The organism is Desulfitibacter sp. BRH_c19, from assembly GCA_001515945.1.
Taxonomy (GTDB): domain Bacteria; phylum Bacillota; class DSM-16504; order Desulfitibacterales; family Desulfitibacteraceae; genus Desulfitibacter.
Genome location: LOER01000038.1, coordinates 1 through 14053 on the forward strand (window position 1 = coordinate 1; position 14053 = coordinate 14053).

General features: G+C 36.3%; 14 protein-coding genes and 1 pseudogene. 11 read left to right on the forward strand and 4 right to left on the reverse strand.

All coding sequences use genetic code 11. From position 1 onward, the window contains the following. The 5 genes and pseudogenes from APF76_03135 to APF76_03155 all read left to right on the forward strand — a co-directional run bounded on the left by APF76_03135 (position 1) and on the right by APF76_03155 (position 3711). Positions 1–936: pseudogene (locus APF76_03135) on the forward strand. Between the two features lie 110 nt (positions 937–1046). Further along, entirely contained in the window at positions 1047–1394 is a 348-nt protein-coding gene (locus APF76_03140; protein KUO49519.1) for a hypothetical protein, read from the forward strand. A gap of 52 nt (positions 1395–1446) precedes the next feature. Beyond that, the gene (locus tag APF76_03145; GenBank protein ID KUO49520.1) at positions 1447–1830 is read left to right on the forward strand and encodes a hypothetical protein; all 384 of its coding nucleotides are present in this window, start codon (positions 1447–1449) and stop codon (positions 1828–1830) included. A 58-nt stretch (positions 1831–1888) separates the two neighbouring features. Continuing rightward, positions 1889–3001 carry a glutaconyl-CoA decarboxylase subunit beta gene (locus tag APF76_03150; GenBank protein ID KUO49579.1) on the forward strand — a complete coding sequence of 371 codons (1113 nt, stop codon included), beginning with the start codon at positions 1889–1891 and terminating at the stop codon, positions 2999–3001. 113 nt (positions 3002–3114) lie between these two features. Further along, positions 3115–3711 (forward strand): hypothetical protein, encoded by a 597-nt coding sequence (locus tag APF76_03155; protein ID KUO49521.1) that lies wholly within the window; start codon positions 3115–3117, stop codon positions 3709–3711. Here the strand turns inward: APF76_03155 and APF76_03160 are convergent. Continuing rightward, positions 3691–4767 (reverse strand): hypothetical protein, encoded by a 1077-nt coding sequence (locus tag APF76_03160; protein ID KUO49522.1) that lies wholly within the window; start codon positions 4765–4767, stop codon positions 3691–3693. The genes APF76_03155 and APF76_03160 overlap by 21 nt on opposite strands. Next, on the reverse strand, positions 4709–5674 hold the full coding sequence (locus tag APF76_03165) for a hypothetical protein (GenBank protein KUO49523.1): 966 nt from the start codon (positions 5672–5674) through the stop codon (positions 4709–4711). The genes APF76_03160 and APF76_03165 overlap by 59 nt, the downstream gene beginning before the upstream one ends. Before the next feature lie 575 nt (positions 5675–6249). Between APF76_03165 and APF76_03170 the strand changes: the two genes are divergently transcribed. Together APF76_03170 and APF76_03175 are read left to right on the forward strand one after the other, a co-directional pair. Beyond that, positions 6250–6555, forward strand: coding sequence for a hypothetical protein (locus APF76_03170; protein KUO49524.1), 306 nt, complete (start codon positions 6250–6252; stop codon positions 6553–6555). Beyond that, positions 6545–7501, forward strand: a complete 957-nt coding sequence (locus APF76_03175; protein ID KUO49525.1) for a hypothetical protein — start codon at positions 6545–6547, stop codon at positions 7499–7501. Before APF76_03170 ends, APF76_03175 begins: the two co-directional genes overlap by 11 nt. On the opposite strand, the gene APF76_03180 is transcribed toward APF76_03175, so the two are convergent. Further along, the gene (locus tag APF76_03180) at positions 7498–8655 is read right to left on the reverse strand and encodes an amidohydrolase (protein KUO49526.1); all 1158 of its coding nucleotides are present in this window, start codon (positions 8653–8655) and stop codon (positions 7498–7500) included. The genes APF76_03175 and APF76_03180 overlap by 4 nt on opposite strands. Before the next feature lie 197 nt (positions 8656–8852). Here APF76_03180 and APF76_03185 point away from each other — a divergent pair, with 197 nt between their 5' ends. Beyond that, positions 8853–9569: a hypothetical protein gene (locus tag APF76_03185; protein ID KUO49527.1), complete on the forward strand. Its 717-nt coding sequence runs from the start codon at positions 8853–8855 to the stop codon at positions 9567–9569. Between the two features lie 91 nt (positions 9570–9660). Here APF76_03185 and APF76_03190 read toward each other — a convergent pair whose 3' ends face one another. Beyond that, a complete protein-coding gene (locus APF76_03190) occupies positions 9661–9936 on the reverse strand; it encodes a hypothetical protein (protein KUO49528.1) in 276 nt (91 codons plus the stop codon). A 273-nt stretch (positions 9937–10209) separates the two neighbouring features. Between APF76_03190 and APF76_03195 the strand changes: the two genes are divergently transcribed. The 3 genes from APF76_03195 to APF76_03205 all read left to right on the forward strand — a co-directional run bounded on the left by APF76_03195 (position 10210) and on the right by APF76_03205 (position 13957). Then, on the forward strand, positions 10210–11265 hold the full coding sequence (locus tag APF76_03195; protein KUO49580.1) for a lysine 2,3-aminomutase: 1056 nt from the start codon (positions 10210–10212) through the stop codon (positions 11263–11265). A 137-nt stretch (positions 11266–11402) separates the two neighbouring features. Next, complete coding sequence (locus APF76_03200; GenBank protein KUO49529.1) at positions 11403–13289, forward strand: hypothetical protein; 1887 nt, start codon at positions 11403–11405, stop codon at positions 13287–13289. Between the two features lie 110 nt (positions 13290–13399). Further along, the gene (locus APF76_03205; protein ID KUO49530.1) at positions 13400–13957 is read left to right on the forward strand and encodes a hypothetical protein; all 558 of its coding nucleotides are present in this window, start codon (positions 13400–13402) and stop codon (positions 13955–13957) included. Positions 13958–14053 lie beyond the last annotated feature (96 nt).

A 14053-nucleotide genomic window follows, 5' to 3' on the forward strand; every position in this document is an offset into this window, starting at 1 on the left:
GAAGAAGTAAGTGCAGAGCAACTAGGAGGAGCAGTAACCCATAACCAAAAAAGTGGAGTAGCTCACTTTGCATCAAAAACAGAAGAAGAGTGCCTAGAAAAAATAAAAGAACTATTATCATATATACCATCAAACAACATGGAAGAAGCACCATTAGTAGCCACAGAAGATGACCCAGGAAGAGCAGAAGAAAAACTAATGGACATCGTACCAGTAGACCCAAATAAACCCTATGACATCAGAGACGTAATAAAAACAGTAGTAGATGATGGTCAAATCTTAGAAGTACAAGAACTTTATGCGCAGAACATAGTAATCTGCTTTGCAAGACTAAATGGAAGAAGCATAGGAATAATAGCAAATCAGCCAAGAGTAATGGCAGGATGCCTAGACATAAACGCATCAGATAAGGCAGCAAGGTTTATACGTTTCTGTGATGCATTTAATATGCCAATAGTAAACTTCGTAGACGTACCAGGATTCTTACCGGGAACAGACCAGGAATACGGAGGAATAATACGACACGGAGCAAAGATGCTGCATGCATATTGTGAAGCAACAGTACCAAAAATAACCCTGGTTATCAGAAAAGCTTATGGAGGAGCATACCTAGCAATGTGTAGCAGAGACTTAGGAGCCGATCAGGTATTAGCATGGCCATGTGCAGAAATAGCAGTAATGGGCCCAGAAGGAGCAGCAAATATAATTTTCAGAAAAGACATAGAAGGATCAGAAGACCCAATACAAAAAAGAGCAGAGAAAATAGAAGAATATAGAGTGAAATTTGCCAATCCATTTGTAGCAGCAGAGAGAGGCTATGTTGATGCAGTTATAGACCCAGCACTAACAAGACCGTATCTATGCAATTCATTAGAAATGCTACTTACAAAAAGAGAAAGTCGTCCGAATAAAAAGCATAATAATATACCGCTGTAGGCGGAGGTCAGAGGATGGAAGTCAATAAAGGCAAGAAGCAGGAATAAGAATCAGGAAAAAAGTGACATAGCGTAACTTAATTACATGACATCTTGTAGAGGAGGAATAAAATGGATATGTTAGTATTAGGTATGGAAGTATCCCTAATAGGTATGGGTGTAGTAATAGTAGCACTTGGGATATTATTCATGTTAACCAGGAGTATGTCAAAAGTACTAATAAATCATAAAAACAGATCTGAAAAAGGTATTGAAGAAGTGAGTAAGAGTTTAGCTACAACCATAGAAGAACCATCACAACTAGATAAAGAAGAACAAATTTCATCAGAGATTATTGTTGCTATAGCCACGGCGGTAGCTAGCACGATAAATTCCAGAAGCACTTATAGAATAAGAACGATTAAAAGAATAGATTATGATTTAAGTCCAAGCTGGAGCCGACTTGGCAGAACGGAATAACTCAAACTGTCGAGAATGCTGTTGATTGGCATAGATGAAAGGGGAAAATAGGATGAAAAAACTATTGAGAATTACAATTGAAGGTAAAACTTATGAAGTTGAAGTAGAGGAAATAGGTGTAGAAGGTGCTAAGTCTGCAGAAATATCAAAAACAGCACCAGTTCCTACAACAGCTCCACAAATAGCACAAACTCCTAAAGAAACTCCAAAAGTTGCAGCAGAAGGGGAAATAGTACCAGCGCCGATTCCTGGAAAAGTTTTATCTATTAAAGTAAAGTCTGGAGATACAGTTGCTGCAGGGCAAGTGATACTCATATTAGAAGCAATGAAAATGGAAAATGAAATAACTGCTCCAGTAGACGGACAGATTAAAGAGATACTTGTATCAGAAGGGCAGTCAGTAAACTCAGGGGAAACATTGTTGATTATAGGTTAATATTATCTTACATCATTACATCTTGGATAGCATCTTGGAAGGGAGATGGCAAAATATGATTCTAGAAGCTTTAGAGAAGCTTATATCTCAAACCGGATATGTAAATCTTGGTTTAGGGGAAGCAGCTATGCTGTTAATCTCCTTTATACTAATATATTTAGCGGTAGTTAAGAAATACGAACCCTTACTATTGCTTCCCATAGGCTTTGGTGTAATGCTTACCAATCTGCCGGCTACAGGAATTATGGATCCTGGAGGATTCTTGTATCATCTATACCAGGGAATAGACCTTGCAATATACCCACCACTTATATTTTTAGGCGTAGGTGCAATGACAGACTTCGGACCTTTAATTGCAAACCCAAAAACTTTATTGCTTGGGGCAGCAGCTCAATTTGGTATCTTTGTAACATTCATAGGAGCATTATTTTTAGGTTTTACACCAGCTGAATCAGGAGCAATAGGAATAATAGGTGGAGCAGATGGACCAACAGCGATATTTTTGGCATCCCACCTTGCACCAGATTTGTTAGGGACAATAGCTATAGCTGCATACTCTTATATGGCATTAGTGCCTATAATCCAACCACCGATTATGAAAGCCCTCACAACTCAAAAGGAAAGAGAAGTAGTAATGGAACAGCTTCGGCCTGTTTCAAAAAGGGAAAAAGTAGTATTTCCAGTTGCGGTATCAGTTGTAGTAATTTTAATGCTCCCAGTTGCAGCACCACTTATAGGTATGTTGATGTTAGGTAACCTCTTAAGAGAAAGTGGAGTAACAGAAAGATTGTCTGATACAGCACAAAATGCTCTTATAAATATAGTAACAATATTTTTAGGGTTAACTGTGGGCGCAACAGCCAAGGCAGCTATCTTCTTAACATGGAGCACTATTGGTATTATTGTACTAGGTTTAGTAGCCTTTGCCGTAGGTACAGCTGCAGGAGTATTAATAGGAAAGATTATGTATAAGTTCTCGGGTGGAAAAGTCAATCCACTTATAGGCGCCGCTGGAGTATCAGCAGTCCCTATGGCAGCAAGGGTAGTACAGGGAGTTGGTGCAGAAGCCAATCCAAAGAACTTCCTATTAATGCATGCAATGGGTCCAAATGTAGCAGGCGTTATAGGCTCAGCTGTTGCTGCAGGCATTCTTCTTACTATCTTCGGGTGACAAAGGGACGTTTCGTTTGTCATATTAATCAAAGTAAATATACCATGTGTATAATTCTTATTAGATAAGTGTTATAATTATTATATATAAACTAATGAGGGGGTCAATGCTAAGTGACCATTGTTTTTCTTATTTTGATTGGTTATCTCATAGGCTCCATCCCTTCAGGGCTTATTGCTGGAAAACTAATATCTGGGATAGATATTAGAGATCATGGAAGTGGTAACATGGGGGGAACTAATGCTTTTCGAGTTCTTGGAGTTAAAGGTGGCATGATAGTAACTAGTGCAGATATAATTAAGGGTCTGATACCTGCCTATTTGGGTCTAATACTTGCAGGAGAGCTAGGTGCCATAATTACAGGAGCATCAGCGATCTTCGGTCATGCATACCCACTCTTTGCAGGTTTAAGAGGTGGAAAAAGTGTCGCCACAGGAACCGGAGTGTTTTTGGTAATAATGCCAGTTGCAATTGGGATCTCCGCCATTATTTTTTTTGCTACCTTAGTAATTACACAGTATGTATCCTTGGCTTCACTTTTAGGAGCTCTTACCTTAGTGGTTTCTAGTATTGTACTGAAGCAAAGTATCTGGAAAGTAATAGTAAGCATCCTAGTTTTCGTATTTGTGGTATATCGTCATAGAGGCAATATTGAAAGACTTTTATATGGTCGGGAGACTAAAGCTAAACTATGGAAGAGAAGATTCTAATAGATCAACAAAAGCTTCTAACCTGGTTTGTAAACCAGCATCACCTGATTGCTCATCTATGAAGATAGAAATGAAGGGTATTTCTTTGTCTTCAGTAGATCTATTTAAGATCCCCTTTGCCACTATTTCAGGCATACATGTAAGGGGGGCCATGTGGATAATCCCATTACAATTACTAGCAATAAACATATTTGCCTTTGCTACATTTTCAAAACAATGACCTCCTATATCTCTATTAATATATGGGGAGGCAAAGTTTTCTAGGTATTCATGATTTTTATAGCCTAGTGCGTCAAGAAAAATCTTTTCTTTTACCCAATCACTAATATAAATGGATTTGACTAACTCAATTCCTAAATGTCCTAATTTCTTTTCTAAATTTAGATTAATATTTGGTTCTAAAAGAGAGTAGATTTCACCAACAAGGCCTATTTTCATAGGCTTTTTATTTTTGTCCACTTGTATTTTCTGAAACCACTTTTGCATTTTAGAATGTATCATTATCAGATCTTTGTAAGAACGTGCACCTTTAACCTTATCTGTGACTTCTTCAAATATTCTACAAGTACTTCCTCTTGATAATTCTCTAGGCCTGCAATATAAAGCGAATTTCTCGGCTTTGTCTATTAATTTTAGCTTTGAGTACCCAAAGTGAACTGCATAAAGAACCTGGAGTATATTTTTTGAGTTGCTGATTAGCCTTAATTTATTAAGTAGGTCTTGTTGATTTTTTTCTACCATTTCAACTATTAGATAGTCAAATTTAAATCCTAGATTCTTTAATATCACAAACTGTGTCTGTCCGTAATACCCGAATCTACATGGACCGAAACCACCTGCAAAAATCAAAGTGTCAGCACCCTCTTCCAACGCTTCAATAAAATTGCCTACATTAATTTTAAAGGGAAGACACGCAAACTCGGGGGAATACTTTGTTCCAAGCTCGATGGTTCTTTTAGTTATGGGCTTATTTATATGATAATCAGTTTCTAGAACATCAAAGCAAGCTTCCAGACCTATATGTAAATGCCCCATTAAGGGAAAGGCCACTTTCATTTTTTACCTCCTTGTTTCTGATAACCATATCTAGAAATGCTTCTAACCTGGTCTGCATTCCAGTAGGACTTGTATGTTCGTCTAATGTAACTGTCAAGACTGGTACATTTTCTGTCATTTTTAAAATATAGGGCTCTATTATGGCATTAGTACCACAGGCAAAACTGTTCAGAAAAATAAAACCATCAACGATTTCTTCCTGGGAATAATGCTTAGCAGCAGCTACCATATTTCTAGGGTAACTCCAGAATAGATCCTTGTCTAATATTTTTGTATTGGCATCAACTTGAGAGGGGGAAAGCTCCTGGGGTATTCTAATAACTGCACCATAGTCTATTAGTTTTTTATTAAGATCAAAGTTAATAAATGAATCGTTTAATAGGTATGGCTGGCCAATGATTGCAATCTCAAGACAGGAATCTGCAGATGCATTTTGTTTTACACGGGGTGGAACATTTTCATGCATTGTCCATGACTTTTCAACAGCATCCCAGGCTCTTGAATGATCATATCCAAGCTTTATGGCGAATTCGTAGTAGTCTTCCTTCCATTTAAATTGTCTATTATAGGAATTGATTTCAGGGGTTAAAAAAACTTGTTTTGAAAATGTTGTCCTAGTGGTTTCTGGTAAAGCAATCATCTGAGGACAGTAGTATCTCTTGGGCTCAGTACTTTTTATTCCTGGTATAAATATAAAATCAGCTTTATCCATTAGATAAGCAACATGGCCTAAAAACAGTTTTACTGGAATACAAGCTTCATCTACAGCAAGTCTTACTCCTGAATCTAAAATTTCCTTATTCGTTGTTGGTGAGACTACTGTTTCTATATTTAAATTTTTAAAAAAGGATTCCCAGAAGGGATAAAAATAGTAGTATGCTAATGCCTTAGGTATACCAATCTTCATATTTGGCCTCCTTTTCATACATGATTCTTGCCCAAATGGAAAGCTTTTAACCTTAGATGTTTTTTTTATTACGGAAATATTTTAAAGGATTTAGCTAAGTTTTGTAGAACTGATGTTTCATAGAATATATAAAACAAAACTTGGCTGCGCCAGTAGTTCTAGCATTGTGTCTTTTGCAATGCGTAGAAATACCAGTACTATAGTGCGCCAAGTCCTTAGGCACAGGCGGAGGCCTTAGTCTTTGTGAATACTATCTACCTTGTTTGACCTTATACTTTTTGATAGTATAATAAAAAACCCTGAGTATAATACTCAGGGTCGAGTTGCATCTCCCGCTCTAGCCGTTTGCCGGAATTTTGAGAAACCTGCCTACGCAGGTGGGTACTCTGCTAGTTGGTTTTGAATTCCTTTCCCAGAAGGCTTTTCATACTCAACCAGACACCGAATTCCCAATGTTTTAGTGTTGGTTTCAAAATAACCGGCCCTAACACGAACTTAGCAGGATTATTTATAGTTTTTCTTTGGCAATTATTATTATACATGAGGCAAAGATTTTATGCAAGTAGGTGAACATAATGCCATATATATCCAAAAAGCCTATCAAATTAGCTGCAGCTCTAAAATATATCCAAGAAGAAAATCAAGCACCTATCATAATTGCGGCTGGTAAAGGAGTAACTGCCGAGCATATTATAGAAAAGGCTAAAGCAGAAGGCATTCATGTTCATGAGGATAATCAACTAGCGGAAATCTTGGCTTCAATGGAGTTAGGTTCTGAAATTCCAACCGAGTTATATCAAGCTGTGGCCCATATATTAGCTTTCGTATGGAAGTTGGATAATAAGTATAATACACCAGAAAGGGATCCCATTGGAAATTAATCAGATAAAAAACATTATTATAAATAGATCAGAATCTATGAAATCTATCTTAAATGTGAAAGCAGGGCAATTGCTATGGGCTAATGTCTTAAGTGTAAAAGGAAATGACCTTTCTTTAAAAATTGGGTCCCATGTTATTGAAGCTAAAGCTCAAGCCTATGTCAAAGAGGGACAGCTATTAAGGCTTCTTATAGAAGGGGTTAAAACCCAGGAGATTAGATTAAAGATAGTTAATGAGGATAGTAGTGTGCTTAAGCCAGAGCAGAGTATTGCAAAGGCAATGGGTATTAAAACAAATGAGATTATAGAAGAAGTAATTAAACAAATGGTAAGATTAAGGTTACCATTAAGTAGGGAGACTGTTTTAGAGTTTACCAAATTACAGGGTAATATTATTCAAAAAATGAATTTAAAGCCATCAAGGCTAATCCAATTAGCTGCCTGGTTAAGATCAGTAAATATAGAGAGTGATTTAGAAAATCTTTTAAAATTAAACAATTTTTTCAAGGGGCAACTGGATAAAAAGGAGGAAACTCTCTTTTTTCAGTTTTTAAACACCAGAGAAACTCTTGTTCTTGGTAATTATAATATTTATGGATGGCCTATTTTAGAAAACCATATCTATCTAATGACCCAGAACCATAAGAAAGCAAAAATATCTCCCGAACAATGCTTTTTAGTCGTTAAAATAACTTCAAAAGCTGTGGGAGATTTATGGTTTAAAATGGATTATAAAAATCTTTTCTTAAAGGTTAGTATTAGCTGTGCAAGTGATATTTCTGAGGAAATTGTAATTAGTGAAATTGAAACATTAAAAACTGCCTTAATAGGAGCTGGCTATCCAGATTTAAAATTATCTACCAAGGTTGAAGTACTAGATTCAATACTTGATTTCATTCCAGGACCTGACCCAGAAGATATAAATTATGTTAATCTGCAGGTTTAATCCTCACTAAACTCTTTTTGAATTTTCATTAGCAATCCATTGTCATTTATAATTTCATATCCTGTTAAAGCTAAGGCGGCTGCTCCCTGAATAATTCTTTCATGAGCAATTTCTGATACTGTTAAATCTGCCATTTTCTTGGTATGTGCATTAACATTCGGGTGATTTAATCCAATATATGGATGAATCGAAGGTACTACATGACTGACATTACCCATATCTATAGAACCGAAACTTGCCCTGGCCGGATTTATTTCTGTTACCCCTACCTTTTTGAGATTGTTAATAAAGGCTTTAGATAATACTTGGTTAGTGATCATATTATCATAGCTTATTTGATAATTTGATATATTTACGGTTGCACCTGTCATTAATGCAGCACCCTTTGCAATGTTTCTTACTTTATCCACTACCGTATCTAAGTATGTACGTTCTTTAGCTCTTACATAAAACTGAGCAACAGCTTTATCAGGTACTACATTGGCTGCTACGCCACCTTCTTTAATGATACCATGTATTCTAACATCCGATTGAATATGCTGTCTTAATGCATTAATTCCATTAAAGGTTTGAATGGCTGCATCCAATGCATTAATTCCTGCTTCTGGTTGTGCTGCCGCATGACTTGTTTTTCCTCTGAAATCAAATTGGATAGCATCCAGTGCTAAAGAACCACCACTTTCAAAGGTTTCGCCCAATGGATGTAAAATCATAGCTATATCAATATCACCAAATATTCCTTTTTCCACCATATATACTTTGCCGCCATCAGTTTCCTCGGCTGGTGTTCCTAATACTATTACCGTTCCTCCTATTTCACCTACTATTTTGCTAAGAGCGATTCCAGCTAACGCACTCATGGTTCCAATCATATTATGACCACATCCATGGCCAATTTCAGGTAAGGCATCATATTCACATAGATAGGCAATCTTTGGTCCTGGAATATTACTATTATATATGGCCATAAAAGCCGTAGGTTTATCTGCTATTCCCATTTCAATTTTAAAATGATGTTTACTTAAAAAGGCTGTGAGTTTTTCTACAGCCTGATATTCTTGATCACCCAATTCTGGATTTCTATACATAAAGTCATTGATCTCCCAAGCCTCCTCTTTTATTGACTCTAGTGTATTTAATATTCTTTCCATTATAAATATTCCTCCTTTGGTGTGGGGTCAGGCTTGACAAATTGACATTTTGGTTTCACCATTAACATAATTCTTAACAGATTTTAAACAAAATTGGTCAAAAAAGTTGCAGATCCAGACTCTTTCAGATAATAATGATATTATAGTTATTATAAACATAACCATAAACAAAACCAAAACATTTTTTGGGAGGGATTGTTGTGAAGGAAAAAATTCTTGCTCATAGAGGTGTTTCCAGGAGAGCTCCAGAAAATACTTTAGCTGCATTTAAAAAGGCCTTAGATCTAGGTCTTGGCGGCATTGAGCTTGATATTCAAATGTCGAAGGATGGTCATGTAATAGTACTACATGATGAAAAAGTTGATAGAACTACAGATGGAAAGGGTTTTATCAAGGATATGACTTTGGAGGATATAAAAAAACTTGATGCAGGTAGTTGGTTTGGAGACGAATTTATTGGGGAGAAGGTTCTTCTACTTGAAGAGGTTTTAGAATTTATTGGTGACAGGGGCTTTATTATAAATATTGAGCTAAAATCAGGTATAATTCAGTACGCTGGTTTAGAGGATAGAGTTTTGGATATAGTAAAGCACTATAATTTTTTGGATAGGACAATTTTTTCTTCCTTTAATCACTACAGTCTGGTTAATATAAAAGAAAAGTGCAGTAATGCTAAAATCGGTCTTCTATATTACGCAGGTTTAGTTGACCCATGGGAGTTTGGAATGAAGCTTGATGCATACTCCCTGAATCCTTTCTTTACTTCAGTTACAGAACAAATGGTTAAACGGTGCCTAGAAGTAGGATTGCAAGTAATACCTTTTACTGTTAATGATAATATTTTCGCTAAAAGATTGGTTGAGTGGGGAGTAGAATACATCATTACAGATATTCCAGACAAAATTATCACTTCGTAAGTTCTAGTGGCTATCTGCTAAAGTAATCGATAAATTGCGGATTAAAATCGAGTGCGGATATGAAATCGCACTCGATTTTAATTTTATCTGCTTACTTTTGTTGTTGTTGCTGCTGTACTTGTTGAAGCTGTTGTTGTGCCTGTTGTAGTTCTTGCTGTGCTTGGGTAAGCTGCTGCTGTTGCTGAGCGTTGCCTCCAGCTTGAGACTGTAGCTGCTGAATTTCTTGCTGGGCTTGCTGAAGCTCTTGTTGTGCTTGCTGCATTTTTTGTGGATTTGCATTAGCTTGAGCTTGTTGGATAGACTGCTGTGCTTTTTGAACTTTTTGTAGACTTTGCTGGACTTTTTGTTGTTGCCCCTGTTGTTGCATAATAATTGTAGCCTCCTAGTTAAATAAAATTTAAAAACTTTGGGTTATCATTTGTTAGTATGTGTAAGAATACTAGAACATTATTCAAATATTACTATGGGGAAAAATTATACATGTTTTAATTAGCTCAAATAAAACATACTAACAGATAGAAGAAACTAAAAGGAGTATGAAAGCATGCAGGAACAATGTTATAGTACTGATAATACTTATATTACTAAGAATGAGACTAAAAAAAATAGCCAGGCTGAAATTGAGGAATGGCAGGAGCAAATGCGAAATCAAGTAAATACTCTGGAGGAACTGGAGAAATATATAAATGTAACTAGAGACGAAAAAGATGCAATTGAGAATTCATCAGCAAAATGGGGAGCAACTCCCTATTTTACTTCACTTATGGATAAAGATGATCCTAATTGCCCCATAAGAAAGCAAATCATTCCTTCAAAGGAAGAGCAGAAAAATAAATATGGTATTGAAAGCTATTTAGTTTTTAAAGAGAATCGTAGTGATGAAGAAAATCGTCCTGATACGATTGCAAGACAATATCGAGATAGGATTGCTTTTACAGTAGTAAATACTTGTGGCATATACTGTAGGCACTGCTTTCGTAAAGAGCTTGTGGTGGATGAGTCTTTAGAACTTAGACTTGATGTTGATGAAGGACTAGAATGGATTAAAGAGCATTCAGAAATTAGGGAGGTATTGGTAACTGGTGGGGACCCCTTACTTCTTTCAGATGACAGGATTGAGTACATTATTGCAAAAATAAGAGAAATTCCCCACATTCAAATGATAAGATTTGGAAGTCGGTTGCCAATAGTTCTTCCACATAGGATTACAAAGGGATTACAGAAAGTACTAAGTCAATATCACAAAGTTCCTATTTGGTTAAATACCCAATGTAATCATGCTAAAGAAATTACTGAGAAAACCGCTGAAGCAGTTTGGGATCTATTAAAGTGTGGTGTCAATGTGGGGAATCAAGCGGTTCTATTAAAAGGAATTAACGACGATAAAAAGTCCTTTAAGGAACTACATCAAAAACTTTTAAATATTAGAATTAGACCTTATTATCTCTTTTATCTCGAGCCAGCACCGGGTATTGATCACTTTCGTACTCCCGTAACAAAAGGGGCAGAGCTTATAAGAGATACCTTAAGAGGGCATACTTCTGGATTAGCTCAGCCAATGTATGTTATAGCTACAAATATAGGAAAGATTCCTTTAATGCCAGACTATTATATTCAGGGCGAAAATGAAAATGAATATCTTTTGAGAAACCATGAAGGAAAAACAACAATCCTTCCAAAGGGTTATGACCATTAATACCTTGACTGTGTGGTTTGAAAATTAAGAATTACCTATCGTAAAGGGAAAGAGGCGATTAGTTGCCTCTTTTTGCTTTTTGAATGCAATTATTGTTGTTTTGAGGTAAAATGTTGAAGTGAAGTGAGGTGTCATAGTTGATTATTCTCCAGTGTAACAATTTATCCAAAAGTTTTGGAGTAGACAATATATTCGAAGAAGTATCTTTAGTAATTAACCAAGGAGAAAAGGTTGGCCTAGTGGGGCCAAATGGTGTAGGTAAGTCTACCCTTTTAAAAGGTATTGTTGGAGAGGAATCTGTGGATAAGGGTGTGATTACCTTTGGTAAGGGCATTAGAGTAGCGTACCTTCCACAATCAACTAGTATCTTGGAAGGGGACAAACCCTTACTTGACTATGTTCTAGAAGAGTATCAGGACCTCTTAAAGCTCAGGCAAGAGATCCACAGATATCAGACTAAAATGTCTTTGCCTGAAGTATATAATGATTCCAAAAAACTAGAAGAGGTAATGACTGTATATTCTAGTTCGGTTGAACTTTATGAAAGAGAAGGTGGCTACAGTTTTGAAAGTAAAATCAGGGGAGTTTTGATTGGTCTGGGATTTCAGGAGGATGATTTTACTAGAACTTTAAGTACCTTTAGTGGTGGTCAAAAAACAAGGATTTCCCTTGCAAAAATACTAATTAGAAACCCTGAATTATTAATCTTAGATGAACCTACTAACTATCTTGATTTAAAGTCTGTAGAGTGGTTAGAGGGCTATTTGGTAAATTATGTGGGCACAATTTTGCTTGTATCCCATGATAGATATTTTCTTGATCAGGTTACAACAGTAACCCTTGACCTTAGAAAATCAGGAATTGAAAGCTATCCTGGTGGCTATTCTAGATACTTAATTTTAAAGCAACAACGCCAAGAGGCTAACAGAAAAGAATATGAAAAACAGCAGGATCATATTGAACGTCAAGAGGATTATATTAGAAAATATAAGGCCGGTATTAAATCAAAACAGGCAAGGGGTAGGCAAAGTATTCTTAGCAGACTAGAAAGAGTTGAGCGACCGGACGATTATGCTAAAACGGCCTCAATAAAGTTTCGTATGGAGACAGGCACAGGAGAGAAGGTGCTCGAAGCGAAAAACTTATCGATGGAGTATCCAGGAAATCTTTTGTTTAAAAACATAGATATCAACATCTGGAAGGGTGAAAAGGTTGCTTTAATAGGTGATAATGGTACAGGAAAAACGACTCTGCTAAAAATGCTGGCAGGCAGGATTTCAGGTAGTGGCGAGATTAGGTTTGGTTCTAGAGTTAAAACTGCCTTTTTTACTCAGGAACATGAGGATTTGAACTTAGATAATACGGTGATGGAAGAGCTGTGGCTAAATCCGAGAATGACAGAAAATGAAGTTAGGTCTGTACTTGGAAGGTTTTTATTTTCTGGTGATAGTGTGGAGAAAAAAGTAAGCTCTCTTAGTGGTGGAGAAAGAAGCAGACTGATGCTTGCCAAGCTTTTTCTGCAAAATGCAAATTTGTTGATTTTAGATGAACCTACAAACCATCTTGATATTCAAACTAGAGAAGTTCTGGAAGAAGCTCTTATAGAATTTCCCGGAAATTTACTTTTTGTTTCCCATGACCGTTATTTCATAAACAAACTTGCTACTAGGGTTCTTGAACTGGAAGAAAGAAATATAAAAGAATATCTTGGAGATTTTGATTATTATAGATGGAAAAAAAGAGAGGCCGAGCTTGATGAGGAAGCTAAGTTGGAAAGAAATAAGGTAGTTACAAAAAAGGTTTCTAAAGCTAAGCCAACCAACCTAAAGGAAAAATGGATATCTGTAGAAGAAATAGAAAAGCAAATTGAAGTTTTGGAAGAGGAGCTTGGTGTTCTCGGTGAGAAACTTGGGGATACAGAACTTTATAGCAATCCTCAAGAAGTAAGAAAGTGTACAGAAGGCTATAAACAAATTGAAGATCAATTAGCGGAACTTTATCAGAAGTGGGAAGAGAAAGTCTAAAAAATCTTAAGAATATCTTAAGGTTTTCTTATAAGGTTTTTAAAATTAGAGGTATATACTAGCATTGTACGATAAACATATAAGAATTTAGAAAAGGACGGTGTAATAAGATGAAAAAGATATTTTTTGTGGGTGTTTTGTTGATAGCTCTATTTTCAATGGCAGTAGTCGGGTTCGCATTTCCAAACGGTGTTGGTAATGCAACTGTAGCTGTTGAAGGAGACGATTATGGACCACAACGTCTAGGAAGGGGCTGTGGCACCCAGGCTGGTGGACAGACCATGTCTCCTATGCAAGCCTTAGAAGAATTAACTGGTTTATCTTATGATGAGATTAGAGAAATGCGCATTGAAGGTAAATCTTTTGAAGAAATTGCTGAAGCTAAGGGACTAGATGTAGAAGACATTAAAGAGGAAATTCTTGAACAAAGAAGAGATGTACTGCAAGAGATGGTTGAACAGGGAATCATTAGCCAAGAACTTGCTGATGAACGTCTTGAGAATATGAAGTCCAGAGTGGAATATATGTTAGAAAGAACAGATGGATGTTATCTAGGAGAGTTTAACGGGGAAAACATGTATGAGAGAATGACAGAAAGAATGGGTGGAAAAGGTTTTGGAGGACAAATGGGCAGAGGGATGAATGGAAATTATAATAACAGCATCTAACCTCTGATGAAAAACTTCCTTGATTATATTTTGCGAATCAAACTGAAGAAAACTAAAGTCAAACTTTTAAAAGAAGGGAAATCCCCTTCTTTTTTG

Coding starts and splice junctions, on each gene's coding strand:
- APF76_03195 (KUO49580.1), top strand. CDS start 10,210: ATGCGAAATCAAGTAAATACTCTGGAGGAACTGGAGAAATATATAAAT.
- APF76_03165 (KUO49523.1), bottom strand. CDS start 5,674: ATGAAGATTGGTATACCTAAGGCATTAGCATACTACTATTTTTATCCC.
- APF76_03160 (KUO49522.1), bottom strand. CDS start 4,767: ATGAAAGTGGCCTTTCCCTTAATGGGGCATTTACATATAGGTCTGGAA.
- APF76_03205 (KUO49530.1), top strand. CDS start 13,400: ATGAAAAAGATATTTTTTGTGGGTGTTTTGTTGATAGCTCTATTTTCA.
- APF76_03140 (KUO49519.1), top strand. CDS start 1,047: ATGGATATGTTAGTATTAGGTATGGAAGTATCCCTAATAGGTATGGGT.
- APF76_03145 (KUO49520.1), top strand. CDS start 1,447: ATGAAAAAACTATTGAGAATTACAATTGAAGGTAAAACTTATGAAGTT.
- APF76_03190 (KUO49528.1), bottom strand. CDS start 9,936: ATGCAACAACAGGGGCAACAACAAAAAGTCCAGCAAAGTCTACAAAAA.
- APF76_03170 (KUO49524.1), top strand. CDS start 6,250: ATGCCATATATATCCAAAAAGCCTATCAAATTAGCTGCAGCTCTAAAA.